This is a genomic window from Coraliomargarita algicola, assembly GCF_033878955.1.
GTDB classification, from domain to species: Bacteria; Verrucomicrobiota; Verrucomicrobiia; order Opitutales; family Coraliomargaritaceae; genus Thalassobacterium; species Thalassobacterium algicola.
The window spans coordinates 4,866,656-4,887,530 of the sequence record NZ_CP138858.1; the positions used below are offsets into that span (position 1 = coordinate 4,866,656).

The following is a 20,875-nucleotide window of genomic DNA, read 5'->3' on the forward strand; positions in this document are numbered from 1 at the left end:
CTTTCACATGCTTTATCTGCTTTCCCTTCTGTTTGATATTAATCGCTTATGTGTCGTTAGTCTGCTGGCGGCTTTCGCATCGGCTGTCGCTGCAATCGCGACCCCGCCGAATGTCATTTTTATTCTGACGGATGACCAGCGCTTTGATTCGCTGAGCATGACGGGGCATCCCATTACGGAAACGCCGCACATTGATCGTTTGGCGGAGGAGGGCGTCTTTTTTAAGAATGCCTTTGTCACCAGTCCGATCTGTGGGCCGAGCCGCGCGAATATTTTTACCAGTCAATGGGAGCGGAAGAACCAAATCGGGTTTACCAGTGTTTCTAAGAACTATGTGTCCGCCGAGGCTTTTGAGAACAGCTTTCTGATGCAGTTCAAGGGGGCGGGTTATTCGACCGCATTCATCGGCAAGCATCACACCAAGATCGTGGATCGCTCGAACACGCCTTTGAACGAGAGCATCGATTTTGCCTATTATGGGGAAGGGCACCTTGGGTTTTATCCGGCCAAGAAGCGCAAAATCTTTTCCAACTTAAAAAATCAGTCACAAACCGAAGGCTTGTTTGAGGCCTTTCAAGCTTACTTGAATCCCGGTATTGACTACGACTATTTTTACAAGAAAGCCGATGCATCCATCAAAGATCAATTGCAGCCGCGCGATCCGAACAAGCCATTTTGCGCCTGGATTAATTTGAACCTGCCGCATCAGTCGAGTCTCGGTGGCATGGGGACACGGCCCAGTGACCCCGAGTTTTACTCCAAGCGCTACGCCGACCGAATCGATGATTTTGAGATTCCCGCAGGCTATCCAAACAATCTGACGCTGCCGAAGAGCGTGCTGACGGCAAAGGAGCAACCCAAGTATTATCGCTTCAATGAAGATACATTGCGTCGCACATTGCTGGCAACCTCACGTGCGGTGTATGGTATCGATCAAATGGTCGGTGATCTTCGCGCCATGTTGAAGGATCTGCAACTGGATGAGAACACCATTATCGTCATTTTCTCCGACAACGGTCTGCTCTACGGCGAGCATGGACTGGGTGGTAAGACGATGCTTTACGAAGAGTCGGTGCATGTGCCTTTGATCGTTTACTCGCCTTTTTTATCGGCAGAACAGCGCGGTGTGCAACGCGCGGAGCTCGTGGTGGGGCAAGACATTCCAGCGACCTTGCTCGATATGTGCGGTTTGCCGACTCCTGATACCTACCAAGGCGTGAGCATGCTGCCTCTGATTGAGGGCAAGTCGGTGGACTGGCGCAAAGACGTTTTTCTGGAGAATCTGTTCACCGATCAGGGCTACCCGCGGCAGGAAGGGGTGCGAGGCGAACGCTTTAAATACATCCGTTACTACAGCAAGGAGGAGGATCGCCTGCAGTATTTGCCCAATGGCATCGAGGGGGAGCAGCCGATCTATGAGGAACTTTTCGACATGGATGCGGACCCTGAAGAGCAGCATAATTTAGCCAATAACCCCGAATATGCGTCCGTCTTAGCTGTCTATCGCACACGCTGCCTTGAGCTAGATGCGGAGCTGTCGCAGTAAAACTTTCAATGATACACCCGATGTTTAAGAAAACGTTTAAAGCCTTATTACTACTCGCTCTGTCGGCGACTACACTGCCTGCGACTGCCACGGAGGTGCAAGTCGATGTCAATTGGCCGGATTTTTTGGCGCGGCACGATCTGGTGTGGGAAGAATCGCCGATGGCCTGGCACGATGGCCCCTTCATGGGCAATGGTATGTTGGGCACGATGCTGCATCAGCTCGATGATCACCAACTCCGGATCAGTCTCGGCCGTGCCGACGCAGAAGATCATAAGAAGGAGGGGCCGCCCTTCATTTCTCAATCTCGACTGCCGAACGGTTACTTTACGCTGACTACCGCAGGGAAGATCACAGGATTTGAAGGACGCTTGGATTTGTATAATGCAGAAACACGCGTCCGCGTGAGCACCGATCAAGGTAGTCTCGATATACGCGCTTTCGTGCACAGCGAAGATATGGTTATCGCGTATGAGCTAACGCCCTCGGGTGGCGAAAAGGGCGCGCACTTAGACTTCGTGCCACTCAAGGCCATCGCGCCGGCGCGCTTACAGGCGGATCTCGAGATCGCCGAGAAGGGGAAAAAGGCACACTCTAGTCGCAGAGGTTGGGCTTCGTCTCCGTACGAATACAATCCAGATCCAGTTTTGTCCAAGGTCGCGGGCTATGACGTCAGCCGCCAAACGCTCGTCGCGGGTGGGGAAATCGGCACGGCTTGGACCATTCGCGAGGAAGCGAATGGAGCGCGCCTGCTACTTGTTTCGATTGAGCACAGTTATCCGGAAGCCACCGCGGTGAAGGACGCGGTCGCACATTTGAAAAAGGTGCAAGGCGAGTCGTTCGAGAGCATGCTGGCGCGTCACCGCGTGTGGTGGCACAATTACTATCCGAAGAGTTTCATCAGTTTGGACGACACACGGATGGAAAGTTTCTATTGGATACAGGTGTATAAATTTGCTGCCGGTGCCCGCAAGGGACGTGCCTTTATGGACACGATGGGGCCGTGGATGGTTGAAAATACCGCCTGGGCCAACGGCTGGTTTAATTTGAATACACAGTTGTCCTATTGGTTTTTATCGACCGCCAACCGCTTCGAAGTGGCGGAGAGTCTTTTCACTAAACTTGATGAAAAGTTGCCGACCTTAGTCGCAAACATGCCAGCTGAATACGGTGATGACAGCGCGGGTATGTCGACGATTGTGCCGCAGACGTTCATCAGCCCCTTTCCCCGCGGTAAGCTCGGCTTCACTGGCGAACTGCTGTGGACCTGTCACGACTACTGGCTGATGCTGGAGCGCACCATGGACGCCGAGCGGACCACGGAGAAATTTTTCCCGCTGTTGAAAAAGTCGGTGAATACATATTTGCACATCATGGAGGAGGGCGCAGACGGCAAATTGCATCTGCCCTATACACGCTCGCCGGAATACGGCGGTGGTGAGGATTGTAACTTCAATCTGTCGCTCTTTCGTTGGGGCTGTGCCACGCTGGTTGAGATCGCGGAGCGTTATCAGATCAACGATCCGCTCTTGCCGAAGTGGAAGGATGTGTTGGCACGCCTCGTCGATTATCCGGTCAATGAGAACGGCTACATGGTGGCGAAGGATTTTCCCTTTGAGCAATCACATCGTCATTACTCGCATCTGATGATGATCTACCCGTTGTGTGAGATCAATATCGACCAGCCAGAGAATCGTGAACTAATCGCGAAGTCGGTCGATCACTGGATCAACTATCCCGGCCGCGGGAATGCCGGCTACTCCTGGAGTGGGGCGGCGGCGATGTATGCCTTGCAGCAAGATGGCGAGACCGCGGGCAAATACCTCGATATTTTCATGAAGATGCAGGAGCTGTATCCGAACAATCCTGCGGAGATCCATCCGACCACGATGTATACCGAAACTGCGCGGGTGCAGCCAGTCACGGAAACACCGCTCTCCCTTTGCGATTCCATGCAGTTGATGCTACTCCAGAGTTGGGGCGACACGATTCGCGTCTTTCCAGCCATTCCCAAGGCGTGGAAGAACGTCTCCTTTGACGGCCTGCTCGCCAAGGGCGGCTTTGAGATCAGCGCCACACGTAAGGACGGTCGCACCGAGTTTGTCTCCGTCAAAAGTAACGCAGGAGAGTCTTGCATTTTGAAGTTAGATTTTCAGCCGGAACGCGTTGAGGGCATCGCAAAGTCTGCGGTGAAGCGCTTGGCTGATGGACGCTTCGAAGTCGCACTACAGCAGGGCGACGAGGCAATCTTCTATAATAAAAATGTCGCTCAGGCTTACGTTGCACCCGTCCAGGCACTGCCTGAGAACTGCAACACTTTTGGACTTAAATAATCTTTATATTATGAAAATGAAATTATTATCCCGCACACTCTTGTTGCTGCTGCCTCTATGTAGTTTGGCCACGACCGCACAGGCGGAAGCACGCCCACGACCGAATGTGCTTTTATTACTGACCGATGACCTCGGCTGGCAGGATATCAAAGCATACGACATCGACGAGCCCTCGCCAATGGAGACACCCAACATTGATGCGCTCGCTGGTAAAGGCGTGATGTTTTGGCAGGCATATTCACCTGCGCCGACCTGCGCGCCCTCACGCTGCGCGATTATTAGTGGTGTGCACCCTGCACGCGCGCAGAAGACGCACGTGGTCGGTGGCGCGCCTCCCAAGCCTATTAACAAGCACCTGCGGATGATGGACCCTTGGTATAGTGGTCGCATGCCTGAGGATACCTTCACGATTGCCAGAGCCTTGAAACAGGCTGGCTATGTGACTGGACATTCCGGCAAGTGGCACATCGCGATCGATCATCACGCTTTTCCTCAGCCAGAAGATGTCGGCTTCGATTATACACGTTCGGACCGCGGTTCGCGCGGTGGGATGAAGGATCGCCTTAAAGATTTCGCGACTGATGCGCCAAATGATCCCTACCGTTTGGATGCGAACGGCTATCCTTATCATCAAACCAATGTCGACGCCATCACCTTCATCGAAGAAAACAAGGACCAGCCGTTCTTTCTCTACTACGCGACCTGGTTGGTGCACACGCCGATTCATACCCGTGCGCAAGAGCACTTGGAAAAATATGCGAAGAAGCTCGGAGTCGATCCCGCGAACTTACCCTCGCGCGACACTCCCGGTCAGACCAACCCCTTTTACTGCGCGATGGTTGAAGAACTGGATTACTATGTCGGGCAAGTCTTTGAGTATCTGGAAACGACCGAAGACCCACGCTGGCCAGGACATATGTTGAGCGAGAATACCTATATTATCTTCACCTCGGACAACGGTGGCATGGAAGGCGGGCGCGATGAGCGCTACACCGATAACCACCCCCTCGCGCGTGGCAAGATCTCGGCGATGGAAGGGGGCACGCGTGTGCCCTTGATCATAGTCGGTCCGGAGATTCCAGCCGGCGTGCAAACCGATGTTCTCGCCAACGGCCTCGATTTTTATCCCACGATTCTTTCCATGGTTGGCGCTGCGAAGCCCGAAGACAAGATCCTTGATGGCACGGATCTCTTGCCCTTGCTTACGCAAGATCCGACCGACCCGAATCTGGTGAAAGGCGCGAACGGCGAAGTGCGCGATACCATGATGTGGCACTTCCCACATGGTCATGCCTTGGAGAGCACGATTCGAATCGGGGACTATAAGTTGATCCATAACTACGACCATGTGAATGACCCCGATACGGAAGCCCTGGAGCTCTATCGTCTGTATGACTCGACTTCCGGAGAGGCCAAGCGTGTGGATATCGAAGAGTCCAACAACCTCGCCGCGACTATGCCGGAAAAAGCGGAAGCGATGTATCAGAAATTAAAGGGCATGCTCACCGAAATGAAGGCCAGTTATCCATATTATAACCCGACCACCACTAATAATCTGCCGCATAAAGAGAAGGTGCCGACTGTTCTTGAAACCCGGGTTCAGGGCAACCGAGTCGCCGCGCAGTTTGAAGAGCATGGAGCCAAAGTGGTGCATGCGGATTTGATTTATACACTCAACGGTGGCGATCGCTATGAAGAGTGGTTTCGTGCGCCGGCAACGGTCAATGCCAATGGCTGGGTGACGGCGGAGCTCCCGGAGGGGACGACCCACTATATCTTCAACTTGATCGACGAGAATAACTTCCTAGTCAGTTATCCCGACCTCGATGGGGTGAAAGGGAAGGTCGCTTACTCCGACTACGCGCTTAAGAAGGGATGAAGCCGCGTGTTTAATAAACGTTGATTTTGATCTTCACCGATGCCCCGCATCATGTCTTTGTATTTCAAGAGGGGATCGCGCCCCCAAAGCTTGGATTGCCACGGCGTAATTTTTAAGCTTAAAGTTACTTATTTGTATCCGCCTGCGGCATGGCTGTGTGGGGGATACTGAGTCGGATGTGGGTGCCCTGATTGACTTCCGATTGAATCTGGAGCTCTGCTTTGAGGCCTTTGGCGCGCAGTTTGAGCGTGCGTAGGGTGTGTTTCTTCGCCAGTTTTTCCTGACTCATACCGACGCCGTTATCAGATATGGTGAGCTCGATGGTGCGTGGGGTCTGCTGCAATGAGATCTGCACTTGGCTGCAGGCGGCATGATGCTGAATGTTATAAAGTGCTTCTTTATAAAAGAGTAGAAAGTCCTTACGCAGGAGGGGCGCGCTTAGAGCCGTATTGCTGGCAGGATCGAGTTGCAGGGAGTATTGGACGTCAAAGAGACTGAGCTTAGTGAGCTCTTCCAGGTGTGGCAGTAGATTTTGCGATCGGCCAATGCGAGGCGCGGTGGTATGCAGCACTTCCCGCAGGCCGAAGCTGCTTTCTTTGGCCAGCTTGAAGATTGCTTTGAGCCGTGCCGTGTGGGCAGGGTCTTTGATTTGATCCATCAAGTATTCGGTGTGTATATTGATGGTGCCGAGGTTACTGCCCACGTCATCGTGTAGATCACTGGCGATTCGTTCGCGGGTGTCGCGCATCTCGCGCCTGACTTGGAGGCGATGGTGGATCGTATAATAGAGTGCGCTGGACAGTAGCAGCACGATGAGGGCGAGGGTGATCCACTGGGATAGCAGGCGCACTTCTTTAAGTGTGGCGACTTGTGCTGTGCTTAGGTGTTTTTGTTCCTCTAGTAAACGTTGCCGGCGATTCAGTCCTTCGAGCCATTCCCGGTGTGGCAGGAGTTTGCCCGATTGAGTCATGCCATCGTAAACGGATTGATCGGACCAGAATAGTTGAATGCCAGAGGGATCGCTGAGTCCTCGGGCGATTCTGGGCTGACTCTTTTGAGGGTTGAATACACGGCCGATGAGTGGCAGCGGGCTGCCTTGGTAGAGGGGGGTCATTTCGCTTAATTGGATCCAGGGGCGCGACAGTTCGGTTGGCTGCGAGGATTCGATGAAGTTAAGTCTAACGATTCTAGACGAAGTCGCAGGGAAGTGTGCCGTGTAAGGGTTCAAGCCAGGGTTTCTGAGGGGAATTTCACGGTAGCTGTTGTCACTCACGAGCGGGTTTTCGTCTGCATCCAACAGCTCAATCGTGAAACGCACCGGGAAGGCTTGGCCCGGTTTATAAATAACCGCAGGGTCGAGTCGCACGGCATCGATGGTTTGATCCTCTGGGTAGATCAGATCCAATTTTTGACTGGGTTCGTGCAGGCGTTGCCGCGTGACGAGTGTAAAGCCCAAGCCGCCGGAGCTTCGTGGGCCGATTTCAGGTAAACCGAGTGGGGTTTGCTCATCGGTGAGGTAGTCGCGTGAAAAGACTCGATAACCTTCGCGGCTACTATTGGTCGTGAGTCTGGCTCTGGGGGCGATATTTGCCTTGCCTGAAAATACGAAGATCTCAGAGAATCCGCCCGCATATTGATTGTTTCCCATCCGTTTGGGTAAGTTGGTAAACCGGATTTCCAGTAATTGGGTTTGAATCGGCTCGAATGTCACAAATTCAGGTAATGAATGTCGAATGTCCTGCTGTGAGTCTACGAGGTGTGCGAGGCTGACAAATTCCCCGTCTACACTGGCCCGTATCTCGATATCGTTTGGCCAATACGCGTTCTCAGTCAGGCCGGCCTCGTCGCCGAGATACAGTCTAAGCGGGAGCAGGGCGACCGCATCAATTTCGACTGGCTGCTGCCACTTGAACATCAAGCGTGTTCGATTGAAGGCGGAACTTTGCCACGAAGTGAGGTAGCCGCCGCTGCCAGTGGGCTCCCCACCGTAGGTGACGGGGAGTGTGGCTAACTCGGCTTCGATTGCTTGTAAACGTGCTTTGTTTTGACGGTAGGATCGGAGCAGTTGCTGGGCGAGCCATTCTGTCCATTCCAGTTGCTCCGTTTTGTTGTTATGAATGTCCGCTTTCCACACGACTTCTGCATTTGTTTCAATCGGCGTGGTTGTGGTGACTGACAGCGCCATCTGTGGGTCTTCACTGATGGGCGCATCAAAGATCAGTCCTCCAAGCGTGGTGATACGCTCGTTGCGTGAGCTCAAGGAGAGGATGAGCGATTGTCCGGAATGAGTGGCCGGAACGTTAAAAAAGACCCAAGTGCCTTTGAGTGAGTCAGGAATGTCGATGATGCGGCGCTTCCAATTGCCGTCGCTAGTGCGCAGGCTGACTGCTTGCGGCGAGAGTTTCAGTTTATCTGCATTGTTTATTAGTATTCCGATTCGTATTCCATAAGGCTGGGGCAGTTTGCCGAGCTTGATTTGCAGTGCATCGACTGTGCGGATGTCTTTGGGCTGTTTTATGATTAGTAAGCCCGACTCGACTTTCGCGGGTAAATCTTCCGTAGGATGGTCGATTTTCAGATATCCGTTAGAGCTCGCCGTGACGGAATTCGCAGCGGGCGTGACCTGTGTGATATAGTCGGGCAGTGATACCAGTCGATTTTCCTCAATGGGGCGGTTGTTTGACTTCTTTTTGCTGCTGGTGCTGACATTAAAGAAGTAGTGACCGTCGGTTCCATAGACGTTTTTACCATCGACGGACCAAGGCTTTTTTACCGAGGGATCACGCCAATGCCCGCCGGTGGTCATATCGATGCCTTCCACCGCCCGCAGGCTTGAGCATGTAAGCAGCAGGAGCATACATGCCAGTAGCCAGTGCATTTGCTGTCGCCAGTGGGAGAGGTCGTTCATTTCTAGGCCTGGGGCTCTGAGCGAGTCCGCCGTGTTACGGGATGCTTTGCATGGAGGTCAAATGATATGCATGGCCGCCGCCTTGGTGATCGCTCCGGAGACGTTGTGCACTTGTAATTTTCGATAGATATTGCGGATGTGGCTGTCGATCGTGTGCCGGCTGACATGTAATTGATCGGCGACTTCGATCCGTGTCGCCCCATCAGCCAGTTTCTGTAGCACTTCGACTTCACGGTCAGAAATTTCGGCTTCGTGCGATACCGGCTTGAATGCACGGAAGGTGGCAAAGACCATTTGCGCGATTTCTGCGCTTAGTGGCGCGATTCCATTATGGGCATCTTCGATTCCTTGAATGATCGATTTGATGCCTGAAGCCTTCATCAAGTAGCCTGAAGCGCCGGCCCCGAGGGCTTGTAAGACACGGGTCTTATTCTCAAACACTGTCAGAATGAGCACTTTGGTTTCCGGCGCGAGCTCGCGAAGTTTGGGGATAGCCTCAATGCCATCCATTCCCGGCAAGCCCAGGTCGAGCACGATGATATCGGGGGCCCCCGATTCGTTTAAATATTCAAAGGCATCTTCTGCATTGGAAAAAGCCGCATTACATTGGAGCGAGGGGGCAGCATTGATCGCCGCGCGCAAGGTATTACGGAAGTCTGAATGATCTTCAATGATGCAGACATTAATGGGGGAAGAGTCGGAAGGAGGTGTCGCCATAAAATGCTGAAAATTACTCTCGGAAATGCACCCAATCAAGGATAATGGGGCGAATCATCTATTTCTACTCCGACGGTTCCCACTTAGTAACGATTGGTCGGAGTTGAAAATCACTTGTTCGAGTTATATACAGAAGCGATGAGATCGTGTAGACTATTGTATTAATAGAATTCGTTGATTCCCTGTAAAAGTGTTTTATTTTGTATCTGTGTTAATGTTAACATTGCAATTGCATCCTATTCTGTATCAGAATTTTAATAAACCCGAAATTTTTTAGAATACATTATGAAATTATCCTCTTGCTCACTTAGACGTTCTTTACTCGGCCTATGTCTCGCAGCTTTGCCGCTGCTCGCTCAAGCAAAGGAGGCCGTCGAGCGTCCAAACATTGTCGTCGTCATGGCGGACAACATGGGCTGGGGCGACTCGGGCACCTACGGTCATCCCACCATTCAGTCGCCGAACCTCGATGCGCTGGCTGCGCAAGGAATGAAATTTACCCAAGGCTATTCGGCTGCCGGGGTTTGCTCGCCTTCGCGTTCCGCCATACTCACAGGACGCACTCCTTATCGTAATGGCGTCTGGCGTCACTTGTCTGGCGTGCATCAAGCGCATCTACGCGCCAGCGAGATCACGTATCCGGAGCTCTTGCGCGAAGTTGGCTACCAGACCTGTCACGTCGGCAAATGGCATCTGCTTTCCAGACAACAGTTCGACAATCCCGAATACCCGCAAGTGGGGGAGCAGGGCGGTTTCGATTACTGGTTTGCGACTCATAACAACGCCGACCCGAGCCATAAGAATCCTAATAACTTCATTCGCAACGGCGAGCACGTCGGTGAGTTGGAAGGCTACTCCGCACCGCTCGTTGCCGATGAAGCCATTCACTGGATCAACGAACTGCGGGACCCCGAGAAACCCTTCGTCATGTCCGTATGGTTTCACGAGCCACACAAGCCCATCGCTACTGACATCAAGTTTTCCTCGCTCTATCCCAACGAATCCGAACGGGACGCCACTTACTATGGAAATATCACACAACTGGACTATGCCCTCGGCGAGGTCATGAAAGCGCTCGACGCCAATGGATTGACCGACAATACCCTGTTGATCTTCACCTCCGACAATGGCCCCGTCCCCTCATCCGGTGGTGATTCCGGAGGCTTACGTGGCAATAAGCGCAACGACTTCGAAGGCGGCATCCGCGTGCCTTTCCTCGTCCGCTGGCCTGGGCACATTGAGCCCGGCACGGTGAGCGACACGCCCGTCATCGGCACCGACATTTTTTCGACTGTCTTGGACATCGTCGATGTTCCAGCACCGCAGGACCGCACCATCGACGGCGCCAGCATGCTGCCTGTCTTTGCAGGCAAAGAAGCGAAGCGCGAGATCCCGATGTTTTGGCGCACACACGTCTCTTCCCCGGAAGACCGCGTGGCCATGCGCCTCGGAGATTGGAAGATCGTGGGCAACGACACGCTTACAAAATTCATGCTCTTCAACGTGCAGGAAGACAGTCAGGAGAAAAAGGACCTAGCTTCCCAAATGCCCGAGAAACTCGACGAGATGAAGCGACTGCTGGTCAAGACATGGAATGACATCAACGCCGAAGGCCCCAACGAATGGTGGGAGGGTGAAAACAACAAGCCAGTCCGCGGCGGCACGTTCAATTATTAAGATCGTAGAGGCTTCACTTGTGACAATGCCATAGCATAATAGAATTCAAACGAGCACGCTACAGAAACTGCGGTTCAACACCGAAAAGGTGCCTCGCCCTGAGCTAATCACGTAGTATGCAATGGCATTGGAACATAAGGTGATCCGTGAACATTCAGGATTCAGTGAAAGGTATTGCTGCCTTGTTTCAACATATCTTGGAGAAGTATCCCGAGCGCGAGAGCAGCGTCTATGCGGGCGGCGATGTGGCTTAATTGAATTGGCGATTTCTATCCAGAAAAGTCATAGAACCCCTTTTACTGGGGATGTATATTGTAAATGTGGCTGTGCAGCATCTATGTCTGGCCTGTGTTGTAGATTCTGAGTTTTGATTTTGCGGGCGATCTCATTTGACAGTCTGTGCTGTGCTTGCAGGCCTTGTTGAGCGATTTCCTTCTTTTATCTGATGATGACTCTTTCTAATTTTAGTATTTTATGCGCCGCTTGTTAACTGACTATAGTATTCTCGTTCTGGCTGGGGTGCTGTATGCAGTGGCCTTGAAATATTTTGTGCTGCCGTCTAAGGTGATTCTGACCGGAACTGAAGGCATTGCGACTGCGCTGTCCTATTATTACGATAGCTATTGGCTTTTCATCATGCTTTACATGGTTTTCCAAGCTGGCTTGTTGACATTTGCTTTTGCGCGCGTGAGTCGTGTCTTTGCCTTGCGCTCCTTAGTGGTTGTCGCAGTCGTGGTGCTGGCCCTTGCGTTTTTGCCGGAGTTGAGTTTTGCCGATCCTGATCCGAGTAATGAGCGTATTATATTGGTTCTTTTTGGCGGGTTGCTGGCTGGAGTGGCCAAGGCAATGGCCTTTACTCATCGGGGCTCGACGGGTGATGAAGACATTCTCGGGGCTTATTTTGCGTCTAAGTATTTGAAGCCGGTGGGTTCGATCGCTATTTTCGCTGCGATGCTCTCTACCGCATTTGGCTTGAATATGGACTTGATTAAGAATGGGGAGTTTGAGTCGGTGGTGAATACTTTGATGTATACTTGTATTTATATCTTCGCATCGGCGGAGACTTTGAATAACTTGTATAAGAAATTCAAAATTACGATGTTGGCGATCATCACCAATGAGTTGAAGCCAGTCGGTGAGGCCATCACCAAGGCTTCAGCGCACCGCACGTATACGGTGCATCAGGGGCAGGGGGGGCATCGTGGCGAGGATTGCCACATCGTGCGGACGATTATTACACACGAGGAATTGCCACAAATGGTGGCCGCGATTCAAGCTGCGGATCCGAGTTGCTTTTATTATCATCACGATATCGAGGGTATTTCCGGGCGCTATTATATCGCTCCGATTGCTTGAGATTGTTGCTTTGCAAACTTTTCACTCGCAACTCACATCGCGCTTGGCGTATCTCCTCTACTGTGAATTTTAAAAATGTAGCCATCGAATCGATCGCGTATTCGCTCCCGGATGAGGTGTGGACCTCGGCGGATGTGGAAGCGAAACTGGCGCCCGTCTATCAACGTTTGCGCTTGCCTGAGGGGCGCTTGGAGCTGATGACCGGCATTCAGGAGCGTCGTTTTTACCCTGCGGGCACGCCGGCCTCAGTCGCGTCGGCGCAAGCTGGTGAGGCGGTATTAGCCCAGTCTTCTTTTGATCGTGAGCAGATTGATTTATTGATACATGCTGCCGTCTGTCGCGATCGTCTGGAGCCGGCGACGGCCGCTTATGTGCATGGCTTGCTGAAGCTTTCTGGCCGGGCGCAGATTTTTGATGTGTCCAATGCGTGTTTGGGCTTTCTCAATGCCATGGTGGTGGCGGGGAGTATGATCGAGAGTGGGCAGATTGAGCGTGCTTTGATTTGTTCAGGAGAGAATGGCCGCCCTTTAGTGGAAAACACCTTGCAGCAGTTGATGCAGCCAGAGCTCACCCGGCAGTCGATCAAACCGTATTTTGCGAATTTGACTATTGGAGCGGGCGCGGTTGCGGCGGTGCTTTGTCGTAAGGATTTGGCGCCAAAGTCGTGTCCATTAATGACTGCTGCGGTGGTGGAGACGGATACCTCCCACAATCAGCTATGTCAGGGGGATAGTGCGGGCGAGGCCTTGGAGATGTTGACCGATTCGGAGGAACTTTTGGTGGCAGGGATTGGTGTGGCCACTCGCGCGTGGGCGCAATTTGTCGCGGCCACTGGATGGACGGCGGAGACGCCGGATCGAATCATCACTCACCAAGTCGGCAAGGCACATTCACGCGAACTGTTTAAAGCCTTGGGCCTGGACCTCGCCAAAGATTTTACCACTTTTGAAACGCTGGGTAATGTTGGCTCGGTCTCGTGTCCGATCACACTGGCAACGGCGATGGAGCAGGGCGCGTATTGTGCGGGGCAGAAGGCTGCACTGCTGGGGATCGGTAGTGGTTTAAGTAGTATAATGATGGCCGTGGAGTGGCCCCAAGCATGAGTGTCGCGCGCGCAACCCAACTACCCGCTGATGTGCGATTGGAGTATCCTTTCGCGAGTCATGAATTGAGCCTGCGCAGCGGGGCTACGATGCACTATGTGGATGAGGGCGCGGGGCCCGTTGTGATTATGCTGCATGGCAATCCGACTTGGTCGTTTTATTATCGCAACTTGGTGAAGGAGCTGCAGGCGGCGGGTTTTCGTTGCATCGTGCCTGACCATATTGGTTGTGGCCTGTCGGATAAGCCGGAGGACTATAATTATACTTTAAAGCAGCGTATCGAAGACATCGAAGAGTTGATTGACTATCTCGGCATCGAACATTTCAGCCTGGTTGTGCACGACTGGGGGGGGGCGATCGGTTGCGGCGTCGCAGGGCGTCGTCCGGAGGCCTTGGATCAATTGGTATTGCTCAATACCGGTGCTTTCCTCTCCAAGCGTATTCCGTTCCGAATCGCCGCTATCAAGCTGCCTGTTTGGGGTGAATTTGTGATTCGTGCGCTGAATGGTTTTGCGGGCCCCGCGGCCACCATGGCGGTGAAAACGCCGCTCAAGCCAGCGGTCAAGCGCGGCATTTTGTGGCCCTATCGAAGCTGGCGTGACCGTGTGGCGGTTTGGAACTTTGTAAAAGACATTCCTTTGCACGAGGGGCATCCTTCTTATGCGACTTTACGGGAAGTGGAGCTTGGCTTAGCTAAACTCGCAGATAAACCGATTCAACTCGTTTGGGGCGCGCGGGACTTTTGTTTTAGCATGCACTTTCATGATCGCTTTAGAGCATTTTTTCCACAATCGGAATCGCAGGTATATCCTAAGCATGGGCATTACATCCTAGAGGACGGTGGTCGCGAGGTCTGGCAACAGATTGTTGCTTTCTTGAGCGATTCCAAGGGTGCGCGCTAAGACATGTGGAGTGGCCATCGGGGTGTTATCGTGCGTGAATTAACTTATTTGAGGTATTAATCGATCTTCTATGTTGATTCAGCGGGGCTTAATTGCCATATGCTTCGATTCCTTGCCACATCGAGACTTGATTTGGCTAAGGTGATCCCCTTATTTGCTCCGTGCTCTTGTCTTAGAGTCGCAGTTGATTTTCCTTATCTCTAAATGCCAGCAGCATCCAACCCCTTGATTTCTATACCGGATCACTGTCCGTGGGGCATTGCTGTGTTTTCTCACAGCACGGGAAAAGTCCTGGCAGCTAATGACACGATGGAGTCTGTATATGGCTGTCGAGAGTCACTTGCGGCTGCGGACTTGTTTACACTTTCGGTAGAAGGACCGTTTGCGATGAAGCTGAGCTCGCTGGAGCCGGGAGCGAAGTGGACTGGGCGGATTTATCCACAGCTGAACAAGCACGGGATCGATTCCGTGGAGGTGGTTCTCGAGCGGCTGGCGTATGAGTCCGATCAAGTGTGGCTCTACGTGCTGGAGCATCCTGTGGTCAATGATGAGGTGCGGTTTAGCAGCCGGAGTGAGCTGAATATGCTGCGGGTTCTGTTGGATAATACCTTGGAGTATGTGTTTTTCCGTGACCTCAAAGGGAATTTTATTTTGGCCAATCGGGCCTTTCGCTCAGCAGTGGCTGTGGGGGGGGACACTCCGGGGGTGGATACTAAAATTGAGGATTTCGTTTCAGAGAAAAGTGCGGCCTGGATGAAGTCGCTGGACATGCGGATGATTGAAACCGGTCGGCCTGTGGTCAATGAGGTCTCACTGTTTGTTTTTCAAAATGGCACTAAGCATTGGTTACAGTTGACGACTGTGCCGGTGCGTAGTGATGAAGGCGCTATTATTGGTTCGCTGAGTGTGGCACGAGACATTAGCGACTTGAAGCGCACTGAGTCGGAACTACGTAAGGCGATTGCTGAAGCGCATGAGGCCAGTCGCGCCAAGGGCGATTTCCTGGCTGCCATGAGTCATGAAATTCGCACTCCTATTAACGGAATCATTGGAGCCTCCGAGCTTTGTCGGGAGACTGAGTTGGATATCGAGCAACGCAGCTACGTGGATACTGTGATGCAATGTGGGTCCACTTTGTTGAGCTTAGTGAACGATGTGCTCGATTTTTCTAAAATTGAAGCGGGACAGCTTAATTTAGAGAGCCTGAATTTCAGTCCACGTACTTTAATCGAGTCGGTGGCGGAAGAATTTACACCCGCCACTCGGGCCAAGGGCATCGAACTAGTCGTCAGTTATGATACGGATCTGCCGGAGTACATGCTGGGCGATCCCACTCGCGTGAAGCAGGTCTTTTATAATTTGGTAGGCAATGCGATTAAGTTTACCGATGTCGGGGAAGTGGTGATGCGTGCCGAAGTGGTGGAGTTGAAAGAAGATGCGGTGCGTGTTCTTTTTTCGGTCACCGATACAGGAATCGGTATTTCCAAAGATCGTCAGGATGCGATTTTTAATAGCTTCACACAGGCCGATATGTCGACGACTCGCAAATACGGTGGCAGTGGTTTGGGGCTTTCGATTTGTCGGGAATTGATACGCTTAATGGATGGCTCGGTTCAGGTGATTAGTGAGCCAGGGAAGGGCGCCCGCTTTGAATTTGAGATTCCCTTTCAACTGACCAGTAGCTCGGGGCCGAAGCGATGCCCTTTAATGCAGAGTTGGCTGGTTTGCGTGTGTTGATTGTGGATGATAATCATACGAATTGTGATCTCTATCAGCAAATGTGTGCGGGATGGGGGTATCGCAGTCATGTGGTGCATGATGGGCTGTCCGGGCTAGCTGCTTTGGAGGAGGCGATTCGTGCTGGCGATGCCTATCGTTTGATTTTACTGGATCAGCAGATGCCTGGATTAACGGGGCTGGACTTCGCAAGCCTGGTGCGCTCGCGTCCTGATTTACGCAGTACAGAGATTATATTATTGTCCTCATCGTTGAATCATCAGGAGGCGGAACGTGCCAAAGAGATCGGGGTCTCGCGCGCCTTGTCCAAGCCGGTCAAGCGGGCGACTTTGCAGGAAGTGATTCTTGAGACATTTGAAGTGGGCGGTGCCAGTGGTCGCCTTCCGACGCGTCCGCCGTTTGAGCCCGTTACAAATTCCAAGTCTTTACATATTTTGCTAGTGGAGGACAATCCCATCAATCAGGACCTCGCTTGCCGTCGTTTAGAGAAGTTGGGGCACACGGTGACTTTGGCAGAGAATGGACACGAAGCAGTTGAAGTGGTGCATAAAGAAGCGTTTGATTGCATCTTGATGGACATTCAGATGCCAGGTATGGATGGCTATGAGGCGACACGGGTGATTCGTGCCCATGAAGCGTCGAGTCGATTGCCACGTCAGTATATTATTGCGATGACGGCGCATGCCATGAAGGGCGATCGTGAGCTTTGCCTTGAGGCGGGCATGGATAATTATATCCCGAAGCCGTTTCGTGTGGAAATTTTGAAGCAAGTACTGGAGCAAGCAGCCTCGTTTCATGCTGAGTGCGTGGAGGCTGAAACGGGCGGTAGTCCGGAGTCCCGGCGCGGAGCTTTTGCAGAGCGACTTGAGGCAATGGACGCTGAGGACCGTGAAGATGTGTTGGCGACGGCCCCCATCTTTTTAAAAGCTTTGCCCAAAGATGTGGCTAAGCTCCAGGATGCGGTGAGCCGAAAATCCTTCAAAGATTGCTACTTTGTTGCGCATACACTCAAGGGCGTTGCTGGTATCTTCGGTTGCAAGACAAGTATGAATCTGGCCGAAAACTTGGAAGCGACCTGCCGCGCCGAGGATTCCGATCAACTTGAGGGCGATGTGGAGGCCTTGCTGGCTGCGATCAATTCCTTGGCCTGCGACTTGAAGTGCGCTTTGACTTAGGGGCGCCGATCATTGGGCGTGCCAGTGCGAATAGAGCTGCTATTTTGCCGTAGAAAATCGCTCGTTTGCACAATTGCTTTTTTTGAGAATCCCTCTTTACTCGCGCGCTTATGAGTTCCGTCCTGCAATTGCTCCTCGAAGGTGAGCATCTCAATACTGCCCAAATGGCGCAGGTGCTCGGCCTGTCCGAGTCCGAGATCGAAGCCGAATTAAAACGCCTCAAGGCCGAAGAAGTTTTCCTCGGTTGGCGCCCTGTGCTCAATCCTGATCGAGCGCAAGAGAACGTCGTGCGCGCCGTGATCGAGGTAAAGATTAGCCCCGAGCGCGATGGCGGTTTTGACCGTCTGGCCACGCGTATCGCACGTTTCGACGCAGTCGAGTCCTGCTTCTTGATGTCCGGTGCCTACGATCTGCTGGTCTTTGCTAGCGGTAAGGATCTGCGAGAAGTCGCTTCCTTCGTGTCGGAGCGTCTGTCCACTGTTGACGGAGTGCTTTCGACCGCGACTCACTTCATGCTGCGCGCTTATAAAGAGCAGGGCTATCTGCTTCTGTCGCCCAGCGAACGCGAAGATAAACCCGCAGTTAGTCCGTAATGAGTGATTACAGTCAACATTTTGTGGCAGACCATGTAAAAGGGCTGCCCCGTTCCGGTATTCGCGATTTCTTTTCAATTGTGGCTGCGATGCCACAGGCGATTTCCCTCGGCATCGGCGAGCCCGACTTTGTCACGCCTTGGCACATCCGTGAAGCGGCGATCTTTGCACTCGAAAAGGGCAAGACCAGCTACACTGATAACCTCGGTTTGATACGTCTGCGTCGTGAGATCAGCACCTATGTGGAAAACAACTTTGGCATCAGTTACCAACCGGAAACAGATGTCTTGGTCGCGGTCGGTGTCTCTGAGGCCTTAGACATTGCGCTGCGCGCGGTGCTCAACCCCGGCGATAAGGTGCTTTATCACGAGCCTTGTTATGTCTCATACAGCCCCAGCATTGTGCTGGCACATGCACAGCCGATCGCTGTCGGCACATCGGCCGAAGATCAATTCGGCATCGATCCCGCACGTGTGGAAGCTGCATGGGAGCCCGGTTGCAAGGTACTGATGCTCAACTTCCCGACCAATCCTACCGGTGGGGTGACCGAGCGTGCCAAGCTGGAGCGCCTGGCTAAATTCGCGATCGAAAAGGACTTGCTGGTCATCAGCGACGAGATCTATTCCGAGCTCACCTTCGAGGGTGAGCATACCAGCATCGCCTCGCTGCCTGGTATGCAGGAGCGCACTATCTTCTTACACGGCTTCTCGAAGGCATTTGCCATGACGGGCTTCCGTATCGGATATGCCTGCGGTCCCAAGCCCTTGATCGAAGCGATGATGAAGGTGCACCAATACAGCATGCTCTGCGCACCGATTCTCTCACAAGAGGCCGCCATCGAAGCGCTTAAAAACGGAGCGCCGGCCGTGGCTAAGATGAAAGAACAGTATCACCGTCGCCGCGATCTAATCGTGCGCCGTTTCAACGAAGCAGGCTTAGACTGCCACTCGCCCAAGGGTTCTTTCTACGCCTTTCCATCCATTCAGTCCACCGGTCTCGACTCTTTGAGCTTCTGTAAGGGGCTGCTGGATCAAGAGGAAGTCGCCGTAGTTCCTGGCACTGCTTTTGGTCCGAGTGGCGCCGGTTTTGCCCGTGCCAGCTTCTCTACTAGCTACGAACGCATTATCGAAGCCACCGACCGTATCGAACGCTATGTTGATAAATTAAGCAAAAACGCTTAACTTATCCGCCCAGCGCGTCAGTTCCCACCTCCTGGAGCAATCTTGGGGGTGGACGTCTGCGCTATCATTCTATTAATTCAAAATATCGATATTGAGCGTTCTACGCTCCAGTATCTCTACTCACTATGATCGATCCATCCAGAACCGTCGCCCTAGTCGGGCGCCCTAATGTCGGGAAAAGCCGTCTCTTTAATCGGCTTTGCGGTAAACGCATGTCCATCGTGCACGATATGCCCGGAGTCACCCGCGACCTTATTTCCACCGAAGTCCGTGATGACTACGTTCTACTCGACACCGGCGGTATCGGCATGGAGATAGAAATGACGTCCAAGAAAATCTCGGTGGCTGCCGAGGAGCAAGTTGAGTTCGCCATTCAGGCGGCTTCGGTCATTCTCTTTGTAGTCGATGTCCGCGAGGGCATTACGACGCTCGACGAGATTGTTGCTCAAAAGCTCCGTCGCTATGGTAAGCACGTGATTTTGGTGACGAATAAAGTCGACCTCGAAGAACACGAATCGGCTGCGGACGAATTCGTCAGCCTCGGACTGGGAGAGCCATTACTGGTATCTGCCGAGCACGGTCGCGGAATCACTGCGCTGGAGGCTGCCATCGACACGAAGCTAGGCCCGAAGCCAGAGGGGAGCGAGACCGACCAATCCAAGCGCATCCGTATTTCCCTGCTGGGGCGTCCCAATGTCGGGAAGTCCTCGATTGGCAATCGTCTGCTCAAATCGAAACGCCTCATCGTGAGCGATGTGCCCGGCACCACTCGCGACTCCGTCGAGCTCGATCTCGATTATCAGCATAAGGATGGCGAACTGCTCAAGTTCCGCCTCGCCGACACCGCCGGCCTGCGCATGAAGCGCAAAGTGGACAGTCCTGTTGAATATTTCTCCAGTGTACGCACACAGGCCGCGATGGAGCGCTCCGATGTCGTCTTTCTGGTGATCGACGCCGTGGACGGTGTCACTAAGCAAGACCAGGCCCTCGCCGGTGAGATTCTCGATGCAGGCCGTGCACTCGTGATCGTGGTTAACAAGTGGGACCTCATTATCGACCGCTGGACGCATGATCCGATTGAAGGCTTCAAGAACTTAAAGCACTTTTTGAAAAGCTACGAAGAGTCACTCCGCAAAGAGATGTTCTTCCTGCCCAATCCGCCGGTACTGTTTGTATCCGCGGCCACCGGTTTTGAAATCGAGTCTATGCTCAACGCGGCCGCGTCGATTCAGGCTACGCTGGATATGAAATTGTCCACCGGGAAGCTCAACAGTGTGATTCAAGACCTCTTCGAAGCACGTGCGCCCAAGATCGTGGGCACCAAACGCTTCAAGGTCTTTTACGCTGTGCAGACAGGTTCACGTCCCTTACGGATACGCTTCTTCTGCAATCGCATCGAGCGACTTGATCCGAGTTATCGCCGCTATTTGGAAAAGGCCATCATTCACGAATTCCGTCTGGATGGTTGCCCCGTGCGCTTTGATCTCGTCGGGAAGGAACGCCGCTATGAAGAGGGCGAGGGCGAACACGCGCACCGTCACAACGACACCTTGCAAAATAAGGCGCGTCTCAAGAAGATGGGGCCCGATGCCGCCAAGCTCGACACCAAGCACCCTGAGCGTCGTAAACGAATCACCCAAGTCAAAGCCGCCCACAACGCTAACAGTAGTAAGCGCGGTAAAAAACGCTAGAGCACGCTGGGGGGCGTCTTGTGGGGATTTATTAGGCAGAATCATTTGGGGCAGAATGATTTTCTCCATGAGCGCTT

14 protein-coding genes are annotated in these 20,875 nt (G+C 52.9%); 12 read left to right on the forward strand and 2 right to left on the reverse strand.

What is annotated here, in order from left to right:
• Positions 1-7 precede the first annotated feature (7 nt).
• From SH580_RS19945 to SH580_RS19955, 3 genes are read left to right on the forward strand one after another with little or no spacing between them, the layout of a single operon-like run.
• Entirely contained in the window at positions 8-1,546 is a 1,539-nt protein-coding gene (locus SH580_RS19945; RefSeq protein WP_319832573.1) for a sulfatase-like hydrolase/transferase, read from the forward strand.
• Between the two features lie 20 nt (positions 1,547-1,566).
• Positions 1,567-3,879, forward strand: a complete 2,313-nt coding sequence (locus SH580_RS19950) for a glycosyl hydrolase family 95 catalytic domain-containing protein (protein ID WP_319832574.1) — start codon at positions 1,567-1,569, stop codon at positions 3,877-3,879.
• 10 nt (positions 3,880-3,889) lie between these two features.
• Positions 3,890-5,758 (forward strand): sulfatase, encoded by a 1,869-nt coding sequence (locus tag SH580_RS19955; protein ID WP_425607105.1) that lies wholly within the window; start codon positions 3,890-3,892, stop codon positions 5,756-5,758.
• A gap of 124 nt (positions 5,759-5,882) precedes the next feature.
• On the opposite strand, the gene SH580_RS19960 is transcribed toward SH580_RS19955, so the two are convergent.
• Together SH580_RS19960 and SH580_RS19965 are read right to left on the reverse strand one after the other, a co-directional pair.
• The gene (locus tag SH580_RS19960) at positions 5,883-8,666 is read right to left on the reverse strand and encodes a sensor histidine kinase (protein WP_319832576.1); all 2,784 of its coding nucleotides are present in this window, start codon (positions 8,664-8,666) and stop codon (positions 5,883-5,885) included.
• A gap of 57 nt (positions 8,667-8,723) precedes the next feature.
• Entirely contained in the window at positions 8,724-9,383 is a 660-nt protein-coding gene (locus SH580_RS19965) for a response regulator (RefSeq protein ID WP_319832577.1), read from the reverse strand.
• Between the two features lie 285 nt (positions 9,384-9,668).
• On the opposite strand from SH580_RS19965, the gene SH580_RS19970 reads away from it, so the two are divergent.
• The 9 genes from SH580_RS19970 to der all read left to right on the forward strand — a co-directional run bounded on the left by SH580_RS19970 (position 9,669) and on the right by der (position 20,798).
• Positions 9,669-11,060, forward strand: coding sequence for a sulfatase family protein (locus SH580_RS19970; protein ID WP_319832578.1), 1,392 nt, complete (start codon positions 9,669-9,671; stop codon positions 11,058-11,060).
• 474 nt (positions 11,061-11,534) lie between these two features.
• Positions 11,535-12,416 carry a YitT family protein gene (locus tag SH580_RS19975; RefSeq protein WP_319832579.1) on the forward strand — a complete coding sequence of 294 codons (882 nt, stop codon included), beginning with the start codon at positions 11,535-11,537 and terminating at the stop codon, positions 12,414-12,416.
• A 62-nt stretch (positions 12,417-12,478) separates the two neighbouring features.
• Positions 12,479-13,519 (forward strand): 3-oxoacyl-ACP synthase III, encoded by a 1,041-nt coding sequence (locus SH580_RS19980; protein ID WP_319832580.1) that lies wholly within the window; start codon positions 12,479-12,481, stop codon positions 13,517-13,519.
• Positions 13,516-14,421 (forward strand): alpha/beta fold hydrolase, encoded by a 906-nt coding sequence (locus tag SH580_RS19985; RefSeq protein WP_319832581.1) that lies wholly within the window; start codon positions 13,516-13,518, stop codon positions 14,419-14,421. Before SH580_RS19980 ends, SH580_RS19985 begins: the two co-directional genes overlap by 4 nt.
• Positions 14,422-14,625: 204 nt before the next feature.
• A complete protein-coding gene (locus SH580_RS19990; protein WP_319832582.1) occupies positions 14,626-16,158 on the forward strand; it encodes a PAS domain-containing hybrid sensor histidine kinase/response regulator in 1,533 nt (510 codons plus the stop codon).
• Positions 16,119-17,333 (forward strand): response regulator, encoded by a 1,215-nt coding sequence (locus tag SH580_RS19995; RefSeq protein WP_319832583.1) that lies wholly within the window; start codon positions 16,119-16,121, stop codon positions 17,331-17,333. Before SH580_RS19990 ends, SH580_RS19995 begins: the two co-directional genes overlap by 40 nt.
• 110 nt (positions 17,334-17,443) lie before the next feature.
• A complete protein-coding gene (locus SH580_RS20000) occupies positions 17,444-17,926 on the forward strand; it encodes an Lrp/AsnC family transcriptional regulator (protein WP_319832584.1) in 483 nt (160 codons plus the stop codon).
• The gene (locus SH580_RS20005; RefSeq protein ID WP_319832585.1) at positions 17,926-19,107 is read left to right on the forward strand and encodes an aminotransferase class I/II-fold pyridoxal phosphate-dependent enzyme; all 1,182 of its coding nucleotides are present in this window, start codon (positions 17,926-17,928) and stop codon (positions 19,105-19,107) included. Before SH580_RS20000 ends, SH580_RS20005 begins: the two co-directional genes overlap by 1 nt.
• Before the next feature lie 125 nt (positions 19,108-19,232).
• Positions 19,233-20,798 (forward strand): ribosome biogenesis GTPase Der, encoded by a 1,566-nt coding sequence (gene der, locus SH580_RS20010; RefSeq protein ID WP_319832586.1) that lies wholly within the window; start codon positions 19,233-19,235, stop codon positions 20,796-20,798.
• Positions 20,799-20,875 lie beyond the last annotated feature (77 nt).

Excerpts from the sequence above, each read along its gene's own strand:
- SH580_RS19995 (WP_319832583.1), top strand. The coding sequence starts at position 16,119 with ATGCCCTTTAATGCAGAGTTGGCTGGTTTGCGTGTGTTGATTGTGGAT.
- SH580_RS20005 (WP_319832585.1), top strand. The coding sequence starts at position 17,926 with ATGAGTGATTACAGTCAACATTTTGTGGCAGACCATGTAAAAGGGCTG.
- SH580_RS19990 (WP_319832582.1), top strand. The coding sequence starts at position 14,626 with ATGCCAGCAGCATCCAACCCCTTGATTTCTATACCGGATCACTGTCCG.
- SH580_RS19955 (WP_425607105.1), top strand. The coding sequence starts at position 3,890 with ATGAAAATGAAATTATTATCCCGCACACTCTTGTTGCTGCTGCCTCTA.
- SH580_RS19950 (WP_319832574.1), top strand. The coding sequence starts at position 1,567 with ATGTTTAAGAAAACGTTTAAAGCCTTATTACTACTCGCTCTGTCGGCG.
- SH580_RS19985 (WP_319832581.1), top strand. The coding sequence starts at position 13,516 with ATGAGTGTCGCGCGCGCAACCCAACTACCCGCTGATGTGCGATTGGAG.
- der (WP_319832586.1), top strand. The coding sequence starts at position 19,233 with ATGATCGATCCATCCAGAACCGTCGCCCTAGTCGGGCGCCCTAATGTC.
- SH580_RS19945 (WP_319832573.1), top strand. The coding sequence starts at position 8 with ATGCTTTATCTGCTTTCCCTTCTGTTTGATATTAATCGCTTATGTGTC.
- SH580_RS20000 (WP_319832584.1), top strand. The coding sequence starts at position 17,444 with ATGAGTTCCGTCCTGCAATTGCTCCTCGAAGGTGAGCATCTCAATACT.
- SH580_RS19965 (WP_319832577.1), bottom strand. The coding sequence starts at position 9,383 with ATGGCGACACCTCCTTCCGACTCTTCCCCCATTAATGTCTGCATCATT.
- SH580_RS19960 (WP_319832576.1), bottom strand. The coding sequence starts at position 8,666 with ATGAACGACCTCTCCCACTGGCGACAGCAAATGCACTGGCTACTGGCA.
- SH580_RS19970 (WP_319832578.1), top strand. The coding sequence starts at position 9,669 with ATGAAATTATCCTCTTGCTCACTTAGACGTTCTTTACTCGGCCTATGT.
- SH580_RS19975 (WP_319832579.1), top strand. The coding sequence starts at position 11,535 with ATGCGCCGCTTGTTAACTGACTATAGTATTCTCGTTCTGGCTGGGGTG.